The following is a 26,114-nucleotide window of genomic DNA, read 5'->3' on the forward strand; positions in this document are numbered from 1 at the left end:
TGTGGGGACATTTTCCAGAGTCGTTATTTTTGTGCTGGGAGCTCCGATCTATACTCCGCCGCGGCTGCTATCAGGCATCAAAACGTCTGATTTCATAATTTTCTTTACGATATCGGCAACCAGATCTCTCTCCTCCGACTGGAGTATCCGGTAGTAGAGCGATGTATCCCCGGTCTCGATGATCATAAGCGCATCGGTGATCGGTTTTATGAACCAGCGGTATTCCTCGTTTTTTTCTCCCTTCGCTTCGATGATGGTATCGGTCACCATCCTGATGAGTTCGGGATCGCCGGTGTCGATGATCTCTTTGAGTGACTCGATCGTGTCATCTTTCAAATCAAATTCTTCATGCCGTTTCGATTCAATCTCATATGCTCTTGAGATATGCTTCTTGCCGTATCCATAGTTGCCTTCTCCGTACTCGTCGAATCCGAGTGATAGAAGGATATTAGTATAGGGGTATACTCTTTCGGGACTTATCTTGTCCGCATCAGGATAGAGATGGTCTGCCAGTATGACGGCTTCCTCTCTTTTTTCGAGATTATATACTATCATAAGTTTCAGAACAAGCGTGCCTAGAGATTCGGGATCATCTTCAAGGATCGTATCGGCAACAACCAGTGCCTCGTAATATTTCTGGAGGTTGATTAAGGCGACCAGTTGAACTTCCAGAATAATTTTCTTTTCGCAGTCATCGAGATTCAGTGAGAGTATGGCATCTGCTGAGGCCAGTGATTCATCGTACTTCTCTAGATCATGCAGTGCCACCATTTTAAAAAACAATGCATCCTTGTTGTCTGCCTGTATTGTCAAGAGCAAATCTATGGTCTCCAGACATTCTTTTGATTTTCCGAGGAAATAGAGCCCATGTATTTTGAATGTTAATGCTTCTATATTGTCCGGTTGATTATGGAGCACTTTTTCGGCAATATCCACTATTTCTTCGTATTTTTTGAAGTAGTCTAATATATTGCCCTTGAGAGTTAAAGCATCGATGTTATTGGGTGAAATACTCAAGGCCTTATCTGCTTGAGCAAGAGCCTCTTCCTTTCTACCTACGAATAATAACATGTTTCCAAAGAAGGTATTTAATCGAGGATCGCCCGATGAAGATTCAATCACACATCTCATCGAATCGATTGCGTCTTCGTGATTTCCCAGCAACAAACAGGCCATTGATTTTATAAAATGACCCCTAGTATCATTGGGATCGATAGCAAGACATGATTCGGCTGCTGTATATGCTTTTTCTCCATTATCAGATTGTAAAGCAATTATTCCCTCATTATGAAGGACAGACATAGACAGTTTCGGGTCCAATCTTTCTGCTTCTCTTTTCAAACGGTTAAATGTACATTCAAGGTCTTCTTTTGTGCCAAATTTATAAATTGTTGATATATACTCATTCAGGCGTTCTATTTTTCGTTCTGGGGGAATTGCATCGAAAAAGTACGTTACATCCCTGAGGACTGACGTATCTCCTGCCTTTAACAAGGCAAATTTTGTCTTGAATATGTTTTCTCTCTCCTCGGGAGTGTACCAGAGAGAGAGAAAATCAATGAAGATAGATATCCTGTTGCGTCCGAAGGGCTGTCTCATCTCTCTCCAGAGGCGGAACAGTCTTTCACGTACCTCATAGGAAGTCCGTTTTCCCATCGGGTGAGACCTGATATACCCGTCATTGTCCAGTCTCCGAAGTTGCGTGTTGATCGTATTTACATCGATACGCGTCTTCTCGGCGATATCCTTCGGGGTCAGCGGCGTCGGCGAAAGCATGAGAGTATCGAAGATCATTCTCCGCTGCCCTGACAACATCTCGAATATTTTCTGGTAATATGGTGTGTAGTCATCGAGCATCTTGAGAAAAATCGTCTCGATATTTTCGATATTTCCACTATTAATGATCTCATAGATGATTATGACGAGTCTTGGGCTACCGCCAGTGAGGTGATATATCCCTTCAAGTTTTGGCTCATATTTCTCAAAATTTTGAAGGAATTGTTCGTTTTTTTCTACCTCGCCAATCCTCCTCAAGAATTGCTTGCTCTCCGCAAGAGAAAACTCTCTGAGGTGATCGATCCTGAAAAAATTGAAAAACGGTTCATCGTGCTCAGAAACGCCGGGAAAAATCATCGGAGCCGATGCAACGACGGAGAAGATATCATATTTTTGAAAAATTGAACGTAATTTTGCAACTTCATTTTTTTCAAGTTGCAGAAAAATTTCATTTAAGTTCTCGATAAGGAAAACAAATTGTTTCTTTTCAGTTCTGGAAATTTCTTCCAGTTTGCCAAGTGCGAAATCGAGTACAAAATCTTCGCCTTTGTGTGTTGGAATTGTTATGTCGGCTTTTTTGTATGTTTTATTATACTCGTCAAGTGCTCGTAAAAAAAAATCAGATGCACGATAAATTGAGTATTCTTCTTCTGCAAATTTTATGGGGATGACCGTCGAACCATATTTTTCTATCAGGTCATAGTATGCCATGACCATAAAATGCGATTTTCCTATTCCTCTGGGGCCGATGATAAGATGAAATCTCGTTTTGTATTCTTTCGCGGCCTCGCCTACATCTCTGACCAGATTGTCAAGTTGCTTTTCTCTCCCTACGAATAATTCCCGCAGCTTATCCTTGGGGATCTTTTCAGGAGAAAAACGAAATAACGTAAGGGATTCAGTACCCATGGTATATCCTCCACCAATCTTTGAGGAGTTTTGAGTGGAATTTCAAATCTGCACTCGGAGTCTCGACGATGTAATAGTCGTGCGCAAGATCTGCGAGCAGACTGCAGAATTCGTCAAGATCATCCTTTCCAGATTCTTCTCTATAGATTTCGTATGCCAGATCTCTAGGGTAGACTTCGACTCGTGATATACTGTCTAATAATCTCTTTGCAATTTTTTGTTGTATCTTGGGGTAATCCGTGGCTAGACGTTGTTTGTAATGAATAAAACCCTGCTTCCCTTCGCTTCCCAGGATTTTGGTCTCGTAAATCCTTCTTAACAAATCAGAAGAGATCTCTTCACCATATATTGTTTCATCTTTTATCGCACTGAGAAAGATCGCGAGAAAATAGGGAATATAGGGATCGCCTATGCACTCTAAGATATAGGTCCCATACTCCGGACTATAACTCCATTTTTCTTCTTCAAATGTTCTTTCAACAACACCCAATGCGATCTTTTTATTAAATCCGGATATTTTCACTCGCTTAAAATCGTTGATCAGTTTTGATTCGCCCACAGAATCCACAATATTATCGATACTGACCGATCCGCCCACAACAAACTTTACATTGGGAATTGTCATTCTTACCTTTCTAAACCAACTTAAGAACGCCTCCCTATCTTTCGCCTCCATTTTTTTGAGCGCATATGGGAACTCGTCAATAATGATGACGACTTTTTTGCTGGTTGATTTAACTATTTCCATCGTCTGATATGCTTTATTGTCCCATTCTTCCTGGAGATCAGATTCGATATTGTGGCGTAATTGTGCTTTAAATTCAACGAATTCAAGGGATTCGATATTATCCTTAAACCAGCCAAATCCTTTTTTTATACGTGTTATCATTTTTGTTGTTTTTTCCAATTTTTCTGATGATACCAGACCCATTATCATTTCTGTTAGTAATTTTGATGGTGTTGATACGTCTTCAACTTCCAAAAAGATACAGATGGTATCATCCTCTGATAATTTGTGTTCTATTTTTTTCATGACGGATGTTTTTCCGTACCTGCGGGGGGCAATGAGCAGGATATGGTCCTTTTCCAGATAATCAAGGATGAGTTTGGTTTCAATCTCCCTGTCGATAAAATCATTCCCCGTTGCGGGACTTCCTACTGGCAGCATGTCGCTCGAATCAGTTATGTAACGCTTTTGTTAGATAACACTTTTGTTATGCTTCCCGGAAGTAACTCTTTTCGGGGGGTGCGATTGCTATCAATCCCGAATCTGATCTGCTTTCGTTGATTAAATTAATTTTAGAGATGAAATTCAGACGCGGGACTTCTAATGCTTTTTTGTCTAGATACAATTGTTTCAACATATCGAATATTTCTCCAGCAGATCTCAATTCACAACTCCACTTCTTTTAGGGGTGGTAGAAAGGCGCCCTTTCTCCTCCTGCTCGAACAAACTCCCGCTACCCTGCCAACTTTATCGCGGCATTCATATCCGGTCAGGGCCAATGTCTTCTGACCTCATATGAGTCTTCTTCCCTGTCAGGAGATACCCGTCCGTGACCGGCGGTACATCCTCATCATCGCCACAGTCGCCGCGTTCCTCACGCCCTTCATGAGTTCGTCCATCAACATCGCCCTTCCTGCCATCGGGGAGGAGTTCATGGCAGATGCGGTGCTGCTCGGCTGGGTCCAGACTACCTATCTCCTTGCCTCGGCGATCTGTCTCGTCCCCTTCGGGCGACTCGCCGATATCCATGGGATGAAGAAGATCTTCCTCGCCGGGATCACCATCTTCACCCTCTCGACCCTCGTGTGCGGCCTCTCGCCCTCGGTGCACGTCCTCGTCGCGCTGCGTATGGCCCAGGGGGTCGGAACCGCCATGACCGCGGTGACCGCGGTGGCGGTGCTCACCTCCATCTTCCCTGCCGGCGAGCGCGGCCGCGTACTCGGCATCAATGTGGCCGCCGTCTATACGGGCCTCTCCATGGGCCCTTTCATCGGCGGGGTGCTGACCCAGCACCTCGGCTGGCGGAGTATCTTTCTGGCAGCCGTCCTCCTCGGTATCCTTGCCGTCGTCCTCACCCTGCGGTCGCGGGGCGAGTGGTCGACGCCCCGCGACGAACCCTTCGACCTGACAGGTTCGGTCGTCTACGGGGCAACCCTCCTTGCCCTGATGTACGGCCTCTCCCTCCTCCCGGCGGCTCTCGGGTGGGTATGCCTCGCTCTCGGGGCAGGCGGCCTCGCCCTCTTTGTCAGGCTGGAGATGCGGACGGAAAACCCTGTCCTTCAGGTGCGGATCTTCCGGGAGAACCATGTCTTCACCTTCTCCAACCTCGCCGCCCTCATCAACTACAGCGCCACATTCGCTGTCGGTTTTCTTCTCTCCCTGTACCTCCAGTTCAACCGCGGCCTCGACCCCCAGACGGCAGGGCTCGTTTTGATGGCCCAACCCGTCGTCCAGGCCGTCCTCTCCCCCGCGGCCGGGCGCCTCTCCGATCGGGTGGAGCCCCGCATCGTTGCGTCGGTCGGGATGGCAATCAGTGCCGTCGGCCTTGCGATGCTCTCCTTCCTCACCGAAGAGACGCCGTACCTGTACATCCTTCTCTCCCTCGTCGTCCTCGGCACGGGCTATGCTCTCTTCTCCTCGCCGAACACCAATGCCATCATGAGTTCTGTGGAGAGGCGCTTCTACGGCGTGGCCTCCGCCACACTTGCCACTTCCCGCCAGGTCGGCATGATGCTCTCGATGGGGGTCGTGATGATGATCATCTCGGTCGTCGTCGGCAGGGTGGCGATCACCCCGGCCGAGCACGCTCAACTCCTTTCGAGCGTGAACCTGGCTTTCATGGTCTTTGCAGGCCTCTGTGTTGCGGGGATCTTCTTCTCCCTCGCGAGAGGGCGGGTGCGGGAGGAGACGCACCGGGCCTGAAGAAGTAAGGGCCCCTGCGGCCCCGGTGTCTTCGTCGGCGCATCGAGGATGTTATATCTCCTGCATGGACATATTTCCGTCGTATAAGGTTAATCAATTTATGTGAGTATAATGAAAGTTATATGGATATGCAGGTGAACAGGGAACAACTCCTGATGTCTCCAGGGTGCGATGACGGAATAAAAAGGATACTGTGTCTTCTGGAGGAGGAGACCCATGGCCTCTCGATCTCCGACATCTCCCGGACGATCGACCTCAACCGTAATTCTGTCGCGAAGTACCTGAACATGCTCGTCGTCGCCGGGAGAGTCGAGATGCAGGTCGTCGGGTCGGCCAGAGTCTACCGCCTCGCCGTGCGCTTTCCTGTCTCGACACTCTTTCCTTTCCTGCCTGACCCTGCCGTCACGGTCGGTTCGGACCTGAGGGTCAGGCATGTCAATGCACACTTCTGCGCTCTTTTTGGTATGAGGGAGGACGAGATTGTCGGTGCTCCCGTCTCGGAGACGCCCTGTGCGATCCTCCGTTTCCTGACCGACTCCGGGTATCTTGAGGGGGCGGTGCGGGGAAAAAGAGATGGCGGCGGCACCTGGCACCCCCTTGCAGGGGAGTGCGGCGCCTATGTCGTCTGGACCGTCCCGGCCGTCTTTGAAGACGGCGACTACGGGGCGATTGCGGCCATACGGCCGGCGTGAATAAACTAGAGATCGATCGCAATCTCACCCGACGAGATCGGTGCACCTGTCCGCCGGTCGATGAAGCGGTAGGTGAGGTGGTGGCCGGGCTGGATCGTGAATTTTCCACCGGTTTCTCCCTGCCAGTTGAGCCCGTTATCGTCCTTTCCATCAGCGTAGAGTACGAACCGGTCTCCGAGGAGGACATCACTGTCATTTTTCGAGTACTTCTGGATATACTGCTTTTTGCCGGGTTCATTCCTGACAATAATATGGCTTGAAGGGTCGTCACGTATGCCCAGGCTTACTTCCAGTCGGTCGAGGTTAAGCGGGTCGCCGGCCATGTGCTCGAAGACGACACCTCCATCTCCATCCAGGATCACCCCCGACGCGACAAGATTTGCCCTGACCGGTTGCTCGTTTTCACCTGCCGCGCCGGTGGCGTACACCGCCACCAGGCCCACGATGATCAGCGTGACCGAGATCATAAGCATGACGCCTATCACCTCAGACACGGCATTATCATTATTCATACTATCATTCATGCAATTCACCGCTCCTTCAGGAGAAAACTGCTCTTATGCAGGAGAGAACCACTCGGCAGGTGGTAGATCGCCACTTCGACAACGGCCGACTCTTTGATGCGATCGGGCAACTTCCCGTCAAGTTCAAGGAATGCGTCGGTTGCCTTCCGGTCCCCGGTATTCGCACTGTACCCCGCTGCCCAGATATCGGTCCCGAAGAGTGTATTCAGTACATCCCGGTCATGGGTTGCAGGACACTGACCACCGTCAGGCAGGTGGACCCAGGTGTTGATCCTGAGATCTCCGGTCCGTAGCGGGTCTCCGCCCCGGTGCTCGAAGACGAGGGTGAAATTCTTCTCGCTCCCTGCAGCGTACACCGCGATGTCAACCGAGGGCGCTTTTTCCTTCGCGTCGGCAGCACCGCTGGCAAAGGAGGCGACAAGTGCGGCGAGGATGATCACGATCGCAAGGAGGAGCATCACGCCGATGACGGGGGAGACCGCCGTCTCCTTCTCCACTTTTAACATACGTTCACCTCGACATTCACGGTCCTGAGTGTCACGGTCACGGAGGGGTCGAACGTAAGGGTATGGAACGATCCCTCGGCAGTATATGTAGCGAGACCGGTACCCCTGATCTCATTGCAGATTTTTTTCAGATAATTCTCTATCCCGGGCATCTGAGTGCCAGAGGTGATGTCTTCGAAGACGATTTTTGTTGTCCCCGGCAGGGAAACCGACCGGGGTTCGGGGGCGGTCAGGTGGAGTGTGGCTATTCCGCTCCCGGTGATGAATGATTCGTCTTTTTTCGGGGTGAGATTCACCAGCGTGATCGCGATGCCGTCGACAGAGTGGGTCATTTCGATGAACAACCCGAGGAAGTCGGTGCTGTTATCCCGTGCTTCATTCATCGTCGTGTAGCGCGACGACTGCGGTGTCGCCCTCCGGTCCTTCGTCACGGCGACGAAGCCGTATTCCCACAGATAACCCTGCGGCTCCCAGGTGGTATAGGAGGGGGTATAGGAGATGTTCACCAGGGATGCTGTTCCCTTCGTCTGCCCCATGCCGGTGACGGTTACGTTTGCCAGTGGTTGCCCTTCTATGGCGACCGTCCCGCTCGATCTGACCGGACTCAAGAGGACATCACCCCCGCCAAGGGAGAACGGTTCACCGAACCGGGCCTTCGTCTTATGGGAGACAACATAGTCGATATCTGAACCGAACCTGACAAAGGCGTCCGCCACTTCGTGGGAGTGTTCGATCTCCGACTGTTGTTTCAACCCGGGAAGATATGTCGCGGAGTAGATCGCGATCAGTGTGGCGATGATACCGAGGGCCAGCATCAGCGCGATCACGGTTGAGACCGCCTCGTCCTTTTTCATATCAGATCCCTCCTATTTCTCCTGTTGACCAGATGACGCTCTTCGGCGTGACCAGGCGTACCGTGTCCCCGGCCGCGAGAGGGGTGCCGGGCATGTTTACCTTCAGGGACCCGCCGAGATCGAATGCTTCGGTACAGTTGCCCTTGTGATCGTAGATATCGGGACGGTACTCCTTTCTGTCCCCGTTCTTCCTGATGATGACCACCTTCAGGTCTTTCTTCTCCACCCAGTCGCCCCCCTTGTGCCAGAGACTGATCGTATCCGAACCCGGCGATCCCCCCGTTATAGCGATATCGATACTCGTCTCCCGGTCGCCCGGGAGCAGGGAAAACGCTGATGTTGCAAAGAGAGCGACAAGGATGATGACCAGTACTATCATGATCATCTCGCCGACGACCGAAGAGACCGCTTCCTCGTGCTGTATTCTGTCTGTCATGGTTACCTGCCTCATATGATGAAGACGAAGAGAACCACCGTCGCCGCAAGCATCACGCAGATGTGCTTGAATCCAGCGAGAATGCTGTTCGACGAGAGTTGTCCGGCCATGATCCCGGAGAAGAACCCCAGGATGATGCCAACGTGGAACATCTCCCTGACGTTTGCGCTGATGTCGAACGTAACGTCGTACGCCGAGAAACTCGAAATGAACGCCACATTCAACTGGTAGGCCGAGTAGAGGTAGATGCCGAATGAGAGATAGATCACCGCCAGGTAGACGAACGAGACGTTCAGCCTCTTTGTCTTCATCTTGATATAGTGCTGGAGGTCGTTGATTGCGATCGTCAGGATCTCGCGGATGTAATCGGTCACCTCGCTTGCCCGCACCAGGAGCGAGATCGCTCTCTTCACAGAAACGAGGCCGATACGCTCTTCCATCCGCACGAGCGCACCCGAGACGCTTGACCCGAGCCTGAGTTCCTCGGCGGCGATCTTCACCTCACGGGAGAGGACGCCCATCGTGGTGTTGGAGATCATGAAGATGGCGCCCTGCAGCGTCATGCCGATGTCACGCATATCCGCGATCTCGGCAAGGAACTCCGGGAGTTGCATCTCGATCTTCGTGACATATCGGCGGCGCACCTCGTATGCGATCATCACCGGGACCACGGCCACGATGACGGCGAGACATAGAAATACCTCCGCCGTATACGTGGGAAAAACCGACCTGAAGTGACCGAACTGGAGACTGAGAAAGAGGGCGACGAGCAACCCGCCCCCCATCACCGCTCCGACGGTATAATCGGAGATGAAGAACGTTCCGGGATGGCGGAGGATCTCACAAAGACGCAACCAGCGTTTTCTGGACTCAAGGTTTTTGAGGAACTTCTTGTCTGGCTCTTCCCCGGTCGTGGGGTCCAGGATCTCAGGACTGAACTCCGAGTCCCTCACCTCGCGGTGCGTGACGTCGAGGTTGTCGGGCGGGAGGAGGACGTGGAGGATGAAGATAAGACAGATCGCTCCCAGTGGGAGACCGAGGTACATGAGCGGCATGATGCCGGCGAGCTGGCTCTGTCCGGTGAGGTTCTGCGCCACCAGCATGATGATGATCGCGATCGGGCCGGCAACAAACGCTGTCACGTAGATCTCCGCTATCATCTCCAGGATCTGGAGGAGGGCCTCCTGCTCCTGCCGTGCAAGTTCACGGTAGGTCTCGGACTTGGAGTTGAAGAAACTGACAAGGCTTCCTCCGCTCCGGTAGACCAGCGTGAGGTCGTTGATCAGTTCTTTGAAGTTGGCCGAGGGTGTGACCTCCTGGACATTCCGCATTGCGGTGAGGAGGTCAAGCCCGAAGAGTTCGACGTCCCGCACGATGAGCCCGCACTCTTTCGAGACCTCGCCATAGAGGTCTCCTGCCTCGTAGACCGCCCTGAAGATGTCATAGAGCGTGAAGGTCGACGAGAGGGCCTGCATGTAGGTGACCGCGTGGGGGAGGTCGGCCTCGATCCGCGTCCGACGCCCCTCTGCCTGGAGGAGAGGGTAGAGGTAGATGCCGAGGAGCAACAGCCCGATGACGGCAATAAAGCCGATCAGAACCGTAATGCCGTATGGGATGGCCGGGAGGAAGTTGACCTCGATCCCGAAGAGGGAGAGGAGGAGAACCGAGAGTATATAGAGAAAACCTGCAAGCAGGGTTACGAGCAGACCGTACTGCAGGTAGCGCATGGCAGGGATCGGGATGTGGGCCGAGAGCAATGAGTGTGCTATCTTATCCCTGAAGGTACCGGACATTGCTGTTTTTGTCATTGCTGTTCCTGTACCGTCATTTCCTGTATCATCTGCCCGACCATCGAAGGGGAGAGCGCGCCTTTCCTGACCATATCCTCAAGAGCGTTTCTTCGATGAGCGAGAGCTGATTCAAGCTGCTCTTTATCCCAGCCGTTCTGGTAGGCTATCTCGTCAAAGACGGCCGACTGCTCGTACACCTTGACGAACCGATCTGTCCTGTGGTCCCAGGTAAAGAGCGGTTCCCAGCGGACTTCATCGTCAACGACCCGGATCTCGTTCAACGAGAGGCACCGGCGGAATCCCCTCCCGCCATCATAGAGAAGACTCTGCACCAGCACCAGATCGAGAGCGTTGAACATGGCCACCGGTACGTTGATGGGGTCATGGATCAGGCGGTTCACCGTCTCCCGCACGTTTCCTGCGTGAACGGTGGAGTAGGTGGTATGCCCGGTGTTCATCGCCTGGAAAAGGGTCTGCGCCTCCTCGCCTCGCACCTCGCCGACGATGATGTACTCTGGCCGCTGACGCAGGGCCGCCTTGAGGAGGCGAAACATGCCGACGTTGCCGGTGCCGCTGACATTGGCGCTTTCCCGCGTCCGCATCGGCAACCAGTTGATATGCGGGAGCTGGATCTCACGGGTGTCCTCGATAGAGACGATCTTCGCCACCGGCGGTATGAAGAACGAGACAGCGTTCATCGTCGAGGTCTTGCCGCTTGCCGTCCCGCCCGAGATGATCATGCTCTTCCTGTTCTCGACCGCGAGCCAGATGTGGGCCATCAGGTCGAGGTCATAGGTGTGGTTGGCGATGAGGTTGGCAGGGGTCATGGGGTCGGCCTTGAACTTCCTGATGGTGAACGAACTCCCCCTTGAAGAGATGATGTCCGAGTATGTGATCTGTGCACGCGACCCCTCGGGGAGGGCTGCATCGATGAGGGGGGTCGAGAGGGAGAGCTGTTTGTCAGCCTTCTGGGCGAGTTTGAGGACGAACTTGTTCAACTCTTCACGGTCAAAGATGCAGTTTGTCTGAATATTGGCATATTTCCGATGATAGAGAAAGATCGGGATATCAGGGCCATTGCAGGTGATGTCCTCGATCTTGTCGTCGTTCATCAACGGATCCAGTTTTCCGTAGCCGAGGAAGTTGCGCCGCAGGTAGTATACGAGTACCGCCACTCTTTCGTCAGGCATCTCCGGGTCGAAGGAGCGGATCACCTTCCTGAGGAGGTCTGAATCGAGGTCGAGTTCGCCTCTCTTGCGGGCGGTGTCGTAGATCAGTGTTGCCCTGAGTTGTTCAAACGTCTCTTCCAGGACGACCAGTTCTTTTTCCGTGACGCGGGGTTCGACGATCTCGTACCCGAGAGCGGCAGGATCCCTGCGGAAGATGTTGACATAGGAGAAGGGAGGGACAAGCCAGTAGCGCTCGACCATCTCTCTATCGGGGTCTGCAGGGGGGAGGTCCAGGATCAAAGGGCCGGGGTCAGGAACTTCTGCTGCGGTAATTTTCTCCGAAGGGGTCTCTTTTGTCTTTTTTCCAAAGAGAGAGGTGAAGTCGAACATCATATCCCCCCATGATAGGTCTTTTCAGCCGGTTTGCCGTGATATTCAATGCCCACGTCCACCTTGCAGTTCCTGACGAAGACTGCCAGTGCATAGTCTCCGGCACCGAAGACGGCCTCGTTCTTTCGCTGTTCCGCGCCGTAGATGGTCTGCCAGCCGAAGGTCCGGTCAAAGACGGCGGTACCGTCTTCGATACGGTAGAGCGCGAACCGGACGTCGCTGTACGGGGTCAGATCTTTCTCAGACCGCTCAGAGTCCATGATTGGGACCGTGTACGTGACCCGCCAGGGGACGGGGGCAATAACATCGGTGACGCCCTGGAGAGAGTAGGCCCCGGGTTTCTCGAAAAGGGAGTCCTGCATTTCAAGGATGTTATCGTGGAGCCGCCATTTGTCATTGCAGGTCCATGTGATCCCGGCGGGGTACCACGTGTCAGTGTAGTAGTCTTCCACCGATTCCAGCCAGGTCGTCAATGGTGAGGAGGGTCCGAAGACCGGGACGCGAAGAGCCCCCGTGAGACTCTCGTTCGCTGAAAATGGAGGCGCTTCCCCGAGGGGTTGTTTCCCGGCGACGGTGGTGTCGGCATCGAGACGGTCGTCCCGCGAGAGAGTCCATCCCAGCCAGAGGCCGTCGCCGCCGTTGAAGTACGGGACCATTCCGTCATATGCGCTCTGTGGGATACCTTTCTCCGTGGTATTTACAGTCCAGGCCGTCGAGACGATGACCTGCTGGTTCCAGACGGCGTCTTCTATGACGATGGTATGGGCGTCGGGAAGGCCTGTCCCTGTGACGAGTGTCTGGTTCGCCGGATAATACTGCACATCGATGTGACCGGAGGATGTGGTGTTGCGCCAGACGGCGTCGCCGGAGTACCACCCTGATGCGGCATCGCCGCCTTCAGGAAGGGTGACGAGACATGTCCCGTTCCTGGAATCGTAGACGAGTCTGCCCGCCGGCACCTCTGCAACAGCCCGGTAGAGTCTCCCTGAAGTCGTGCCGTCGGTGGTCAGGGCGAGGGCGGTAGCCCCGGGTATGATCGTGCGCCTGTCATGGGTCGCCGGATAACACAGGAGGGAGACGCCGTAACCCATCTTCTTGAGAATGGCGGCGGCAAGAATGGCGTGGTCCTCGCTGTCCCCTTCCTGGGCGGCAAGAGTTATGACAGGGTAGTTCGGGTACGCGTCGCTCTGCTGGCGCTCCTCGTCTGTGGTGTATTTGAGGCTCGCCACAAAGGCAAGGACATTGCCGACGGCATCGCTGTCGCCGTACCCCTGAGACAGGGACGTGGCGAGGAACCATTCTGCCACGGTACTGATGATCCCGTCGTCACCGTCGGTCACGACATACTCCGCCATTCTCTGCAGTTTGTCTTCATAGGTTCCGTGTGACGAGGATACAAAATGCTGGTAAGTAGAGTTGGGGATGTAGAGATCCATCGTCATCCCCGTCCTTCCATAGGTCCAGGCATAGGACTTCGGACCGGCGATCTGTTTTTCCTGATCCTCATGATTGTCCTCGAAAGGATCTGGTCTGGTGTCGGGCCCAGGAGTACCGGGGAGGGGATCCGGGGTGTCGCCGTCGCTACCGAGAAGGCCGGAGAACCTGAGGGTAGCAGCGGCGCCGACGACGACGATGGCGATTACAAGAACGACAATGAGTTTCTTAAACAGCGACTCGTCGAAAGCGAGGTCCACGGCTATCGCCTCCTCCTCGTGATGAGTACGCCCAATACCGCAGCAACGGCGATGAGGGCCTCAAAGCCGGGAGATTGCGTCGCAGGGAGGGACGTGGGAGTAAAAGTCGGCTCTACAGACGACGCGGGGGCGGGTGTCGCCGTGGTCCGTGGAGGGAACGGGTTTTGCGCATCGTTGGCTGTGGTGGTGCGCTGACTGCCCTCGCCCAGGAGTTCAAAGGTGCTGGTGCTCTTGTACCTGACATCCTTGCACAGGACGGTGATCTGGTACAGCCCGGGGTACCAGGAGGCGGTGTCGATGGGATCGTAGGAGAATGGACGGATTCCGGTGGCAGGGTCGTACTTTTCCGGATAGGTATTATCGGTCGTGATATTCATGACGGTATTTGCCTTTCCTCCCTCGTAGAGGTTGAGTGCGGTGATCGTCAGCGTTAATTTATCGGCAATATCTGTTCCGTCGGCGGTTGTCCCCTTTCCGGCAAGGTTGGTGGCTCCCTCGACGACCAGTTTATCTCCGACGACCAGGTCGCCGGGCGACCGGATCCTGATCAGGGGATCTTCGACGGTAAAGGTGTCCATCACATAGGTATCGTCGATGGTCGGGGAATCCAGTGCCTTTACCAGAGCGTCGGCAGCGTTTCTGGCATCGAGCGATCCCAGGTTCGCTTTCAGCGTGCCGTCTGCATTGAACATCTGGTTCAGTATTCCTCTGAAGTAGAGGTTGTTCTCCGGGAGGAGGTCGAACTGGTTGTTGTGTCCGGGGTGGTGGTAGACGATGAAGTATTCGCCCGGCGTGAGGTCGTAGGTGAAGTTGCGCGAGTGCGTGATGCCGTACGACCCTTCGTCGCCGAGGGGGAACCGAGAGTTATAGTCGGCATACCGGAAATTGGGGCCGAAGATATACCACTTCATGTGGCCGGTGGAACTTAGTGTACTGGTTTTGCCGGGGCTTCCCCGGCCATACCACCAGGAATAGAGATAATCCCCGCGGGCAAACACCCCTCCGGTCTTTTCGTCGAACTTTGCGTGAATGGTCGGGGCGCTCAGTTCGTACTCCCATGATGGCGGAACCTCACCGTCAATGGACCCTGGAGAACCGGGATAACTGCTTTTCAGATATCCTATCGGCTGGAGGTTCGCATGGGCGGTATAGGTGCCTTCATCGCCGGCGAACTTCGAGGTATCCCAACTATAACTCCATAGTCCAAGGACCGGGTTGTATGAGGTTACGGTGAATGTATCCGGTGCGCTGTCCACCACTTCCTGTGACGGGTTGGTGAGAGGAGCACCATTCGGAGGCAGATTGGGTCCTGTAACGGAGAGATATATTGGAATGAGAGTTGTTGCAGATGTTTTATCGATATTGGTCAGTTTTCCCGATAGTTCGATTGTATCGCCGAGGGCATACTGGTTCTCATCCGGTTCATCAAAGATGAGGTTCATGGTCTTCGTGTCAACGTAGAATGTCGTTGTCACCGGCTGGACGATACCCGGACCGGTTGCAGAGGCGGTGTAACTGGTGGTCGGGGCATTCTTCGGGATATGGATATTCAGCCTGACCGTGCCGTCCCACCCTGGGTGGACACGGACATGATAGTCCGATATTTTGGGGTCGTCCCACCCGCCCCCTTCGAAAAGGGGATAGTCCTCTCCCGGCCCGGGAACGGGCAGGGTGACGTCATACTGCATGAAGGGCGTGCCCTGGACGGTGAGGATGAGATCGTCGCTACGCTGCACGGAACTTTCGGATAGTTTGAGTGCGAGCGGGTAGTCCTGTACCCTGAAAGAATACGGTAGTTCGTAATTCATATCGTTCAGGGTCAACCGGAACACCATTGTTGCATCGCTACCCGAAGAGATTGCCCTCTGGTCGGAGAGGCGGAACACATATGTATTGTCCGGTGTCGCGGGATTTACGGAAAGTCCTTTGAGAGAGACCGTATTTCCAGCGGTATTGGTTATGCTGCTTGTTTTGACATTGCCCTGGAGTTCGTACTCATACCATGAATCCCGGAACTGGCTGAGGGGAAGATTCTGGTCGGGCATCTGGAATTGTATGCTCATCCGGTAGGGGATGGTGTTCTGCTGACTGGGATTTGTATCGGGCTCGATGTCTGTCCCGACGGTGCGTATCTTCATCTGGCCCAGAATGTCGGCGGCGTTCTGTATCAGACAGTATTTGCTCCCACTACGGTTTCCATCGCTGTAAACAGGATAATACTGCCCTGATTTCCCGCGGATGTAGTTTGCAACATTGTCGGTGATTGCAATAGGGTCGACCTGCTGCCCCGACTCGTCGATTCGTACGATACGAACCGGTTCTCCTTTTATTGGGTCGGAATACGCCGAGAAGTTCACATTTCTTTCTCCCAGAAAAACGGTATCTCCCGGACTTATTCCAGCGTTGGATCCTTCTGGGGTCGAAAAACGCGCTGAAGTCGGCTGAGCGAACGTAGCCACGAGAAGGAGCGCCATGCACAGGACTGCTATGAGCCGATATTGATTCATACTTTTGAGACTCCCTGAGGCAGAAATTTTCCTCTATATCAAAAATATTTGATTTAACGCTATTTTATTTCATCGCAATGCAATGTCGCCATGCAACAGCGATATGCGTGATTGATTGGCATAATTTTAACAAAACAATTCGAATGGCGCCACGAGAGTAGAGAAAGATTAAATATGGGACTATGAAATATCATACTACAAATTTATTGTCATAGTTTAGGTTAACTTGTTTATGGGAGAAGCGACGCCATGATTTTGCAATTCTGGATATGTACACCCCTACTGCGGGGCAGAAAAAAACCGGGCTTCGGTGCAGGGGACGATGCCGTCTCGCCGGTCGTCGGCGTGATGCTGATGCTCGTCGTGACGATCATCATCGCCGCGATTGTCAGCAGTTTTGCCGGGGGCCTGGGATCTTCCAGCGATACGGCACCGACCGCAACGCTGGCCATCATGATGTTTGCCGGTCCGAACGAGAAGAACGTGACGATTGAACATCTCGGCGGCGATCCGCTGGCGACGAAGGACCTCAAGATCGTCAGTTCCTATACCGTTCCAGAGATGTGGGGCACCAGTGAACTGAAGAAGAGCGGGTGTCTCATCAAACACACGATTGACGGTTCGCTCGCCCCGACCAAAGATAACGCCCTCGATACCCTGAGCGCCGATTATCCGTTCACCCCGCAGGTGACCAATGACGACAGCATCGTGTCCACGAGAACTGCGGAAAAAACCTTCGGGACGGCTACTCTTGTGCCCGGGGGACGCCTCTCCTTCGACCGCGATAACTTCCTTGGATTTGAAACCGGTGTGCGTAGCGTCTACGGGTTTGGTGAAGGGGTTACCGTGAACGTCATGATCGTCCACACCGGCAGCGGGAAGGTCCTCTATGACAGGGATGTGATTGTACCGTGGTGAATTCAAGCAAAGACGATGCAGTCTCCCCAGTCGTCGGGGTGATGCTGATGGTCGTCGTCACGATCATCATCGCCGCGACGGTGAGCGTATTCTCTACCGGTTTTGTCTCGGACACGGACGCCGCACCCGGAACCCTGGTCGAGTACGTCGGGGTGTTAAAAGGAGAGAGCGGCGGCCTCGGGGAGATCGGTCTGGTATTCGAGAATACGGGTGGAGAGACGTTACTGCTCTCGGACCTAGACCTTCACCTGAAATCGACGCTGTCGGGGGGAGATGAGGTCTCGATCTCCTATACCGATGCAACGTCCTCGAAGTATCGTGAGACCCCCGTACCGAATGAAGCCCGTCTCTCGTCTAGTTTCACGTATCGCATGAAAAAGATCGGTGTCGGGGACTCAAGTAAAGCACCGACTGTAGCCAATTCGAAAATCAAGGCCGGAGACAGGTTTGTGATCCACGCGGACCGCTACATCGAGGACGGTACGAGCAGGTACGGACGCGTTGCGTACGTCTCCGACCGTGGCATGGAAGGGTCACCGTACACCAGCGGCGAGTTTGAGGTGAGCAGCAGGACAACGTACACGCTCAGCGATAAAAAGTCCGGAGCGGTCATTTCCTCCGGCACTCTTGTAGGAAGTGTGTTATGAACAAGCAGATCAGGAAGAGAGAAAAAATGAGTTCTGATACGTACGACGCGGTATCCCCGGTCATCGGCGTGATGCTGATGCTGGTGGTGACGATCATTATCGCCGCATTTGTATCGGTTTTTTCCGGGAATGCCTTTGGGAATACCGAGACCACCCCCTCAGCGGCGATGGACGTGAAACTGATATCCAATGGGGGAGCGGACAAGAACCAGTATGTCATGTTGATCGAGCATCATGGCGGAAGCGGTATCCCCACATCCGACCTGCGGATTATCAGTTATTACACCCCTCCATCATCGACAAAAAAGACCATGCAGCGCGGCGAGGTGACGGCCTCGACAAAGGCTGTGAGCAATATGATCATCAATGGTGAGGCGATTTCCTCTGTGAAGATACCGTACCTGAACGATGTCTCGCGCGGTAAACCCGGAGAAGCGGGCACGAACTTCGGCGAGTACACGTTCTCCTCAGGCGACGTCATCAGTACCGGAGGTTCGGCAGGTACCACGACGGTGCTCGGCTTTGACGTCACGACGCCGGAGAATTGTGCAATCTTCGGTTTTGGGAGAGGATCTGCTGTTGATGTCGAGATCATCCATCTCCCAAGCCAGAAGAGTCTTTACAGCGGCAGGGTGATTGTCCAATGATTGAAAAGTGCGTACATGATGGTGAAGCCGTATCTCCGGTCGTCGGCGTGATGCTGATGCTGGTAGTGACGATCATCATCGCCGCGATGGTGAGTGCATTTTCCGGCAATGTTGCGCAGGACCAGACGCTTGCACCCCAGGTTACTCTTTCTGCATCGTACATATGCAGCATTACGGATACGGATAAGACGAATTCGGTTCCCGATCATCCTGCTTCCTTTAAGCCGAACAATGGGATCGAATTCCGTCTTTCGGGCGGGGATTCCTTTTCACTGCGGGATATTACCGTCCAGTTGAAAAACGGGGACAGCGTGATTAACTTCGACATGAACACCCGACTCAACAGCACTGCTGCGGCAGTCGATACTTCGAAGATGGAACTGCTGAAAAATTCCTTCGGCAATGACACCTATTTCGCACGTCCGGGAAAAGGCGATGAACTGATCACCGTTGGTGACTCTTTCAGGATTGTCGCCGACAACTGTTACGACAACACGCTCTCCGCCGATACGACGAAGGGACGGTTCCTCACCTGGTCTCCCGAGGGTTCTGGCGGCACGTTCAAGGTACAGGCCAATGTGCCCTTTGATTACACGATCACCGACCAACTGAGCGGCAAGCCCATACAGAGGGGTACGCTCATCATACGGTGAGGCTACTTTCAGAATAGGTGAATGACAATGTGCAGAGAGAGAATAAGCCCTGAAGCGGAGAGACCCTTCCTCTTTTTCATCGAAAGAGAGAGTGCGGTCTCTCCCGTGATCGGGGTCATGCTCATGCTTGTCGTGACGATCATCGTCGCCGCTCTTGTCAGCAGTTTCTCAGGTGGCCTGAGCGATTCGGCCGAACCGGCACCGACTACGGCATTCGACATCAGCATACGTGCCGGGGACGCAGTTGGGAACGGGGCGAAAACTAATGCGCCCGGCCCTGCCCCCGAATGCGTGGTGCTGACCATGGTCTCCGGAGATACGCTGAATTCCGCGGACCTCAAGATCATTACCACCTACACGGTCCCTGAGACCTATAACGGGGTTCCTCTGGCGAATGCGGGGAAGGTCATCAAGCACACGCTGGACGGTGCGATCGGTCAGACCGACAAGTGGGATGAGAACTCGGATCCGTTTATTCCTCAGGTCAACGGGTATAATCTTGAAAGTGCTGGTTTAAGCTGCCTGACTCCCGGATATGGGATGGTTGGCAAAGGTAAGCCGTACTTCGGTACCTGCCTCTTCAAGGCAGGCGAACCGTACTGGTTCAAGGACCGTAATCCGTTCCTCGGCTTCGACGTGACCGATCGGACGGCATACGGGTTCCAGGAGGGGTCTGTCGTCCACGTGACGATCGTCCACACGCCAAGCGGTCAGACGGTGTATGATAGGGATGTGGTGGCGACATGGTGATACAGAAGATGCAGGAATGGGAACACGCAGTTTCTCCGGTCGTTGGGGTGATGCTGATGCTCGTCGTGACGATCATCATTGCGGCGGTCGTCAGTTCCTTTGCAACCGCTCTTACCGGCGATGTCGAGACGGGATCGGACGCACGGGTGGACCTGGTCGGAATATCTTCCGGAGGAGGTCAACCAAGAACATTTGAGCAGATCGGGGTCGTCTTTAAGAATAGCGGCGGCGGCACCCTGGACCTTCGGAACCTGAAATTCTATATGACCGGTAGTACGGGCGCTCAGGGAGCGTTTACGCTGACTTATGATGACCCTGTCAGCCTCGAATATGTTGAGGGCAGCCCTTACCTGAAAGGATCATGGAGATCTCGTGTTACGCTTACCAAAAATGCAACCGGATACCGGATGCAGAAATTCGGCAGCGGCCTGACCCTTGAGGAACTGAAAGACCCGATCGTGGAGCCAGGGGAGAGGTTTATCATCTACAGTGAATTTTACATGGCGCCTTCATATTCTCCTTCATCGCAACTCGGTTTCAAGGTTGATCGCGGGGACCCGGACGATCCCATCGATACCTGGGCAAGCGGTGCAATCGCTATCGATGGCGGCAGTGCATATACTCTCTCTGATCTCAAGACCGGCGTGGTGTACTCCTCCGGGTACCTGGAGCCTGAGCATATATTCTAGTCGTGCTGATACGATCTGCCGGGAGGGGGAAATCCCCTCCTTGATCTGTGATGATCGTCATGGCCGCGTGCTCGCGGCAGTCGTTGGTCCGTTCTACGGCCACTGACGTGGTCCTACCAAAGCATCTGTCCCCTCTCGGCCATGCCGGTCATAGAGGGGAGAAACCACCTCTACGCCCCCCTGGAGTACAAGGTCATCGACAAGAACAGCGGCAAGGCGATCCAGACAGGGTCTTTCGTGCTCAGGTGAGCAAACAGACATTTTTCCTCTTTTTTGACACGTCGGATCGTCGGACACGTGCCGTTCTTTCTCTTCATCGAAGAGAAAAATGAGACGGAGGGAAGATGGAGGGGGTGAATGAAAAAAGGGAGTATTATCAGGCCTTCACCCTGAAGTCGAGGACTGCCGTACCGTTCTCATCCTGAAGGGAGAGGCGGTCCCCCTCGAGGGTATAACTCTTCACCGCTTCAAGGAGGCCAAGGTAGGTACTCTCCTGCTTCATGATCCCCTCGGGCTCCGCGCAGGTCATCTTCGTAGACCCTGCCGGGCCGAATGTCAGGGACGACCCCGAGAGGTTGTACGAGGCAAAGTAGCGGTTGCACCCGGCAGACCCGGCGACCTTCCCGTCCTCCCCGAAGATGGCGGTGATCTCCGACCCTGCGATGACCGAACTGACGGCGTCGCCGGTGTGGAGAGACTCAAGGGTCCAGTTCGTCCCGACAAGGGGCTTCGGTTCCGGAGGGGCGGCCTTTGCAAACATCAGGACCTTCGTGCCGTTTGCGTCCAGCAGGGTCAGTTCCTCTCCCTCGATGGAGAAGGAGGCAACCGTTCCAAGAAGCCTGAGGTAGGTGCTCTCCTGCTCCATCACGCCCGGTTTCTCGCAGTACATCTCGGTGGACCCGAGTGCGCCGACCGTCATCTCTGCACCGTCCACGGTGTACGACCCGAAGTAGTGGTTGCATCCGGCCGAACCCGTGACCTTCCCGTCCTCCCCGAAGACGGCGGTGACGGTCGTGCCGGCGATGACCGAACTGATGGCATCGCCGGTGTGATAGGACGCGAGGGTCCATTCTGTCCCGACAATGGGTTCGGGTGCGGGCGGCACATGCTTCTTGAAGACCAGGACAGCGGTGCCGTTCCCGTCGAAGAAGGTCAGGGTCTCGTCCCTGACCTCATAAGTCTTCACCGTGCCGAGGAGGCCGAGGTACGCGCTCTCCTGCTCCATCACGCCCGGTTTCCCGCAGTACATCAACGTCGAGACTGCGGGGCCGAAGGTGATCGCCGTGCCGTTCACCGTGTATGAAGCGGAGTAGCGGTTGCACCCGGCCGAACCGCCGGCCGTGGTGTTCTCGCCGAAGGTAAGGGTGACCGGCGTTTCTTCGAGGGCGTTCACCATCGAACCGTTCTGTGCGTACGAGACGAGGTCCCAGGTTGTGCCGTCCAGGTCGATCCCCTGGACAGTTTCATTATCCTTCTCGCCAGGTGCCTGCCCCGTACATCCGGCGGCAAGGAGACACGCGGCAAGGACGAGGGCCGTACCCGCCAGGGGCAGGGCCTTTCGCATGGTGTCCTTCATAGATCGCATGAGTAGGAGTGAATCCCCTCGATACATATAAGATCCCATGACTGCGAGAAAATTCGCACCTATACATTTCAGGATTTGCAATCTGGGCGATTATTGGGGTTTTCTGTGTGGCGTCCTCCCGGCCAGTACAACCTTGCGGCATTTCCTACGACGAAGACAGAACTGACGTGGTGGAGGACAGCCGCAAGGACAGGATTGAGCAGACCGGCGGTCGCGAGAGCGAGGCCGATAGTGTTGAAGCCCACTGCCCAGGCATAGTTCTGCCTGATCACCTGTTTCATCGCCCTGCCTGCGGCCAGGACCTCCGGGACCGCGGCAGGGTCGTCGCCCAGGACGACGATCTCGGCCGACCGCACCACGAGGCCCGGGTTGCGGTGGCCGCCGATAGCGATCCCGACGTCCGCCGCTGCGAGGGCCGGGGCGTCGTTGACGCCGTCGCCGACCATCACCACGCGGCCGCTTACCTGGAACGTCTTCACCAGAGCGGTCTTGTCCTCAGGCCGGCACCCGGCATGGTACTCGTCGGCACCGATCGCGGCGGCGACCCGCCGCGCCTCTCCCTCTTCCCCGTCGCCGGTGGCCAGCACCACGCGGCTGATCCCGCACGTCCGCACCGCGTCGGCAAACCCGCCCACGGTCTCCGGGAGAGCGTCCCTGATCACGAAGACTCCCTGCGGTTCGCCCTCGACGGCAAGCCAGACCGCCCTCCCTTCATACTGTACGGGGGGCAGGGTGATGCCGGCTGCCTGAAGGGTTTCGCCGCTCCCGACAAAGACCGATTGCCCGTTGACGACCGCCCGTACCCCCTGACCGGGGAGTTCTTCGCTCTTGATCACCTCGGGCAGGGCGCCGGTCCCCTCAGACACCGCATAGATCGTGATCGCTGTTGCGATCGGGTGAGAAAACCTGGCCTCGACGGCGGCCGCCTTTCTCAGCACGTCCTTTCTGTCGGTGCCGTTGAGCATGATGAGGCCCCCCACGTCTGGTTCGGCCCGCGTGAGGGTGCCGGTCTTGTCGGTCACCAGGGTCTCGGCCCCGACCAGGCGCTCGAGGGGTTCGCCGCCCCTGGTGAGGACATGCTCACGGGCCAGGCGTCCGATTGTCGCTGCGAAGGCGGCCGGGGTGGCCAGGGCCCAGGCACAGGGACAGGCCACCGAGAGGGCGGTCGCCGGGAGGTCGAGGCTGCCGGTGACAAGGTAGAGGAGCCCGGCATACGCGGTCACCCCGATGAGGAAGACCTGGACCATTGTCTCGGCACGCCGCTGTGTCTGCGACTTCTCGGCAAGGCTTCCCTGGATCTCTCGCGTGACCACCGCAAGGTAGGTGTCGTCTCCATCCCGTGTTGCCCTGACATGGAGAGGTGCCGAGAGATTGAGGGTGCCTGAGGTGACCTGGCTTCCCGCTTCTTTGAAGACCGGGTAGGGTTCGCCGGTGACTGCGGACTCATCGACCGAGGAATACCCCTCGGTGACCTCGCCGTCGACCGGGACCATCGCCCCCTTCGGGACGATCACGAGGTCGCTGGCAGAGACCTCGTGTACCCCGACTTCCCTGACGGTGCCGCCGTCAAGCACCCGTGCCGTCTGTTTTCCTTCTTTGACCAGTCCCTCGATCCGCGTACGGTTCTTCTTGATGATGGACGCGGCGATGAAGAGACCCAGGCCGACGACCCAGGCGACCAGCGCCCCGCTGAGAGGTTGGCCGTCGAGGAAGGTGACGACCATCACGGCGACGATGAGGAGTTCGGCACTGACGCGGTGCATCATGAGGACGCTCCTGAGCAGCCCTTCGGCGTACAGCACCAGGCAGAAGAGATAGGTGACCACCCCGATCGAGACGAGGAGAGGGGAACCAGAGATCAGGTCGCCGGCAAAACAGAGGGCCGGGATAAGGGCGGCAATGACTCGCAGGAGCATGGTATCGTGGTTCGGGCTGATGGCGCCGAGCAGTGCGTCGACCTTCTTGAAAAATGCGATTGTATGGGGTCCTGGCATGGTCCGATCATTCTCCGAAAATCGCGCATGGAAGGGAATGGAATGGGAATAGAGAGTCCTGGCAGACTCCTGTCCTGGATGCGCAGAAGATATCTGGGGCTTCGGGTTAGATGAAGGAGTCCCGACGATCGTTTGGATGAGTAGGGATATCCGAAGTTTTCCCGGACACACAGGCAGAGAAGCCCCGGTCCGCCCCGGCAAGACGCACCGAGTTTGCGAGGACTACGAGGGTCCCGACCTGATGGGCGATGGCGGCGGTCGCCGGGGAGATGAGCCCTGCCGCGGCACACCCGGCCATCACCGCCGCAAACCCGAGGGCAAAGACGACGTTGGCGGTGATGGTCCTGCTGGTCCGCCGGCCGAGGCGGAGGAACCAGGGGAGGGCGGTGATCCCGCCGCGCATCAGGACCACGTGTGAAGTTTCAAGGGCGACGGTGTCCTCGCGTGACCCGATGGCCACCCCGATCTCTGCCTGAGCGAGGGCGGGGCCGTCGTTGGTGCCGTCGCCGACAAAGCAGACGGTGTGCCCTTCGTCCTGGAGGGCTTTGATATGCTCCAGTTTTTCGGCAGGGAAGAGTCCGGCCTTCACCTCGCCGACACTGATGCCGATCTGCGCCGCGACGTTCATGGCCGCGGCCTCGTGGTCGCCGGTGAGGATGACGACCTTCTCCGCCCCCTCAGCCCTGATGGCCGAGACCACCCTTGCCGCCTCAGGGCGGACCTGGTCCTCGACCCTGACGACTCCGGCGAATTCACCGTCGCGGCCCACGTACAACGGCGTGGCGCCGGTGCGTGCGATTGCCGTCCCTGCCCCGGCGGCGGCAGGGGGAATGACGACCCCGGCCTGCTCCATCATCCGGGCATTGCCGATGACCACAGTGCCAGCCAGGGTCAGGGCCTCCACGCCCATGCCGTGGGTGAGGCGGGCCTCGCTCTGCGCCGGGACATCGATGCCGGCCCGCTCTGCGGCGGCCATGACCGCCCGCGCGAAGGGGTGGGGCGAGCCGCGCTCTGCCGCGGCAGCAAGCCCGAGGAGGGTGTGTTCGTCCACGCCGTCGGCTGGCACCATCCCGGTGACGGCGGGGGTTCCCCTGGTGAGGGTGCCGGTCTTGTCGAAGATGCAGGTGTCCACCCGTGCGGCGGCCTCGAGGTATTCGCCGCCCTTGACCAGGACGCCCTTCTTCGCGGCGGCGCCGGTCGCGGCCAGGACCGCTGAGGGCGTGGCGAGGAGGAGCGCACACGGGCAGGCGACGATGAGGAGGGTGATCGCCCGGTGCAGGTCGCCGGTCACGGCCCAGACCGCCGCGGCGACGGCGAGGACGACCGGCGTATAGACGGCGGCGAAGCGGTCGATGAAGGGGCGGGCAGGCGGGCGGCATTCTCCGGCCTCTTTCACGAGGGTGACGATCTTCCCGTAGGTCGAGTCCTCGCCTGCCCTGCTCACCAGCACCTCCAGCGTCCCGTCGAGGTTCACGGTTCCGGCATAGACGTTCCCGCCGGTCCCTTTCTCCACCGGCGTGCTCTCGCCGGTCAGCCTGGACTCGTCAATCCCCGAATTTCCGACGACGACCGTCCCGTCGACAGGGACCAGGTCGCCGGGCCTGACCAGCACCACGTCGCCTGCGACGAGGTCGTCGGTCCGCACCTCGGTCCACTCGTCTCCGTCCTTGCGGTGGGCGTGGCTCGGGTTTGCGACGGCGATCGCCTCGATGTCTCTCTTCGAGCGGTTGAAGGAGAACTCTTCTGCCATCTCACCGATGGCCATGATCAGACCGACTTCGGCGGCGGCAGTGTACTCACCGATGAGGACGGCCGCCACGATGGCGAGGATGGCAAGTTCGCCCACATTCCGCTCTCTCCGTGCGAGGCCCCGCACCGTCTCGACGACGAAGGGAGTCGCGGTGAGGAGGAGGGAGGCGATGGTGAGGGCGGTCACGAGGAGGGACGGGATGGCCTGGATGTATCCGCCGATCAGTGCGACGGCGAGGAGGAAGGCGGCAAGGCCGATCCTGGCCGTCTCCCCGGTGCACCATGATGGTCTCTGCATCTTTCTCC

General features: G+C 55.9%; 21 protein-coding genes. 8 read left to right on the plus strand and 13 right to left on the minus strand.

Annotated features, from left to right (window positions below; all coding sequences use genetic code 11):
* Nucleotides 1-48: 48 nt before the first annotated feature.
* Both MEFOE_RS07250 and MEFOE_RS07255 read right to left on the minus strand, forming a co-directional pair.
* The gene (locus MEFOE_RS07250; RefSeq protein WP_067050347.1) at nt 49-2,685 is read right to left on the minus strand and encodes a winged helix-turn-helix transcriptional regulator; all 2,637 of its coding nucleotides are present in this window, start codon (nt 2,683-2,685) and stop codon (nt 49-51) included.
* Complete coding sequence (locus MEFOE_RS07255) at nt 2,675-3,853, minus strand: ATP-binding protein (protein WP_067050350.1); 1,179 nt, start codon at nt 3,851-3,853, stop codon at nt 2,675-2,677. Before MEFOE_RS07255 ends, MEFOE_RS07250 begins: the two co-directional genes overlap by 11 nt.
* Before the next feature lie 354 nt (nt 3,854-4,207).
* Between MEFOE_RS07255 and MEFOE_RS07260 the strand changes: the two genes are divergently transcribed.
* Complete coding sequence (locus MEFOE_RS07260) at nt 4,208-5,614, plus strand: MFS transporter (RefSeq protein WP_067050353.1); 1,407 nt, start codon at nt 4,208-4,210, stop codon at nt 5,612-5,614.
* Between the two features lie 122 nt (nt 5,615-5,736).
* Nucleotides 5,737-6,306, plus strand: a complete 570-nt coding sequence (locus tag MEFOE_RS07265; protein ID WP_067050355.1) for a helix-turn-helix domain-containing protein — start codon at nt 5,737-5,739, stop codon at nt 6,304-6,306.
* 5 nt (nt 6,307-6,311) lie between these two features.
* On the opposite strand, the gene MEFOE_RS07270 is transcribed toward MEFOE_RS07265, so the two are convergent.
* The 8 genes from MEFOE_RS07270 to MEFOE_RS07305 are packed head-to-tail and all read right to left on the minus strand — an operon-like array spanning nt 6,312 to nt 16,026.
* Nucleotides 6,312-6,830, minus strand: a complete 519-nt coding sequence (locus MEFOE_RS07270; protein ID WP_083523373.1) for a type IV pilin — start codon at nt 6,828-6,830, stop codon at nt 6,312-6,314.
* Between the two features lie 5 nt (nt 6,831-6,835).
* Nucleotides 6,836-7,336, minus strand: coding sequence for a type IV pilin N-terminal domain-containing protein (locus MEFOE_RS07275; RefSeq protein WP_083523374.1), 501 nt, complete (start codon nt 7,334-7,336; stop codon nt 6,836-6,838).
* Nucleotides 7,330-8,190, minus strand: a complete 861-nt coding sequence (locus MEFOE_RS07280; protein WP_067050364.1) for a hypothetical protein — start codon at nt 8,188-8,190, stop codon at nt 7,330-7,332. Before MEFOE_RS07280 ends, MEFOE_RS07275 begins: the two co-directional genes overlap by 7 nt.
* A 1-nt stretch (nt 8,191) precedes the next feature.
* Nucleotides 8,192-8,626 carry a type IV pilin N-terminal domain-containing protein gene (locus tag MEFOE_RS07285; protein WP_067050367.1) on the minus strand — a complete coding sequence of 145 codons (435 nt, stop codon included), beginning with the start codon at nt 8,624-8,626 and terminating at the stop codon, nt 8,192-8,194.
* Between the two features lie 11 nt (nt 8,627-8,637).
* Entirely contained in the window at nt 8,638-10,434 is a 1,797-nt protein-coding gene (locus MEFOE_RS07290) for a type II secretion system F family protein (RefSeq protein WP_067050369.1), read from the minus strand.
* Nucleotides 10,431-11,978 carry a type II/IV secretion system ATPase subunit gene (locus tag MEFOE_RS07295; RefSeq protein ID WP_083523376.1) on the minus strand — a complete coding sequence of 516 codons (1,548 nt, stop codon included), beginning with the start codon at nt 11,976-11,978 and terminating at the stop codon, nt 10,431-10,433. Before MEFOE_RS07295 ends, MEFOE_RS07290 begins: the two co-directional genes overlap by 4 nt.
* Nucleotides 11,975-13,669 (minus strand): hypothetical protein, encoded by a 1,695-nt coding sequence (locus MEFOE_RS07300; protein ID WP_067050375.1) that lies wholly within the window; start codon nt 13,667-13,669, stop codon nt 11,975-11,977. Before MEFOE_RS07300 ends, MEFOE_RS07295 begins: the two co-directional genes overlap by 4 nt.
* A 2-nt stretch (nt 13,670-13,671) precedes the next feature.
* A complete protein-coding gene (locus MEFOE_RS07305) occupies nt 13,672-16,026 on the minus strand; it encodes a PGF-CTERM sorting domain-containing protein (RefSeq protein ID WP_153015898.1) in 2,355 nt (784 codons plus the stop codon).
* A 399-nt stretch (nt 16,027-16,425) separates the two neighbouring features.
* Here MEFOE_RS07305 and MEFOE_RS07310 point away from each other — a divergent pair, with 399 nt between their 5' ends.
* From MEFOE_RS07310 to MEFOE_RS14195, 6 genes are read left to right on the plus strand one after another with little or no spacing between them, the layout of a single operon-like run.
* A complete protein-coding gene (locus tag MEFOE_RS07310) occupies nt 16,426-17,094 on the plus strand; it encodes a type IV pilin N-terminal domain-containing protein (RefSeq protein WP_067050381.1) in 669 nt (222 codons plus the stop codon).
* Between the two features lie 41 nt (nt 17,095-17,135).
* Complete coding sequence (locus MEFOE_RS13980) at nt 17,136-17,741, plus strand: type IV pilin N-terminal domain-containing protein (protein WP_235809649.1); 606 nt, start codon at nt 17,136-17,138, stop codon at nt 17,739-17,741.
* Nucleotides 17,738-18,388, plus strand: a complete 651-nt coding sequence (locus MEFOE_RS07320) for a type IV pilin N-terminal domain-containing protein (protein ID WP_067050387.1) — start codon at nt 17,738-17,740, stop codon at nt 18,386-18,388. The genes MEFOE_RS13980 and MEFOE_RS07320 overlap by 4 nt, the downstream gene beginning before the upstream one ends.
* Nucleotides 18,385-19,041 (plus strand): type IV pilin N-terminal domain-containing protein, encoded by a 657-nt coding sequence (locus MEFOE_RS14190; RefSeq protein WP_067050390.1) that lies wholly within the window; start codon nt 18,385-18,387, stop codon nt 19,039-19,041. Before MEFOE_RS07320 ends, MEFOE_RS14190 begins: the two co-directional genes overlap by 4 nt.
* A 27-nt stretch (nt 19,042-19,068) precedes the next feature.
* Nucleotides 19,069-19,791 carry a type IV pilin N-terminal domain-containing protein gene (locus tag MEFOE_RS07330; protein ID WP_083523497.1) on the plus strand — a complete coding sequence of 241 codons (723 nt, stop codon included), beginning with the start codon at nt 19,069-19,071 and terminating at the stop codon, nt 19,789-19,791.
* Nucleotides 19,785-20,480: a type IV pilin gene (locus MEFOE_RS14195; RefSeq protein ID WP_067050397.1), complete on the plus strand. Its 696-nt coding sequence runs from the start codon at nt 19,785-19,787 to the stop codon at nt 20,478-20,480. Before MEFOE_RS07330 ends, MEFOE_RS14195 begins: the two co-directional genes overlap by 7 nt.
* Before the next feature lie 376 nt (nt 20,481-20,856).
* On the opposite strand, the gene MEFOE_RS07340 is transcribed toward MEFOE_RS14195, so the two are convergent.
* The 3 genes from MEFOE_RS07340 to MEFOE_RS07350 all read right to left on the minus strand — a co-directional run bounded on the left by MEFOE_RS07340 (nt 20,857) and on the right by MEFOE_RS07350 (nt 26,106).
* Nucleotides 20,857-22,056 (minus strand): META domain-containing protein, encoded by a 1,200-nt coding sequence (locus MEFOE_RS07340; protein WP_067050400.1) that lies wholly within the window; start codon nt 22,054-22,056, stop codon nt 20,857-20,859.
* A gap of 77 nt (nt 22,057-22,133) precedes the next feature.
* Entirely contained in the window at nt 22,134-24,059 is a 1,926-nt protein-coding gene (locus MEFOE_RS07345) for a heavy metal translocating P-type ATPase (protein WP_067050403.1), read from the minus strand.
* Between the two features lie 106 nt (nt 24,060-24,165).
* Entirely contained in the window at nt 24,166-26,106 is a 1,941-nt protein-coding gene (locus tag MEFOE_RS07350; protein ID WP_067050406.1) for a heavy metal translocating P-type ATPase, read from the minus strand.
* Between the last annotated feature and the right edge of the window lie 8 nt (nt 26,107-26,114).

Source organism: Methanofollis ethanolicus, from assembly GCF_001571385.1.
In the GTDB taxonomy this organism is placed as follows: Archaea; Halobacteriota; Methanomicrobia; order Methanomicrobiales; family Methanofollaceae; genus Methanofollis; species Methanofollis ethanolicus.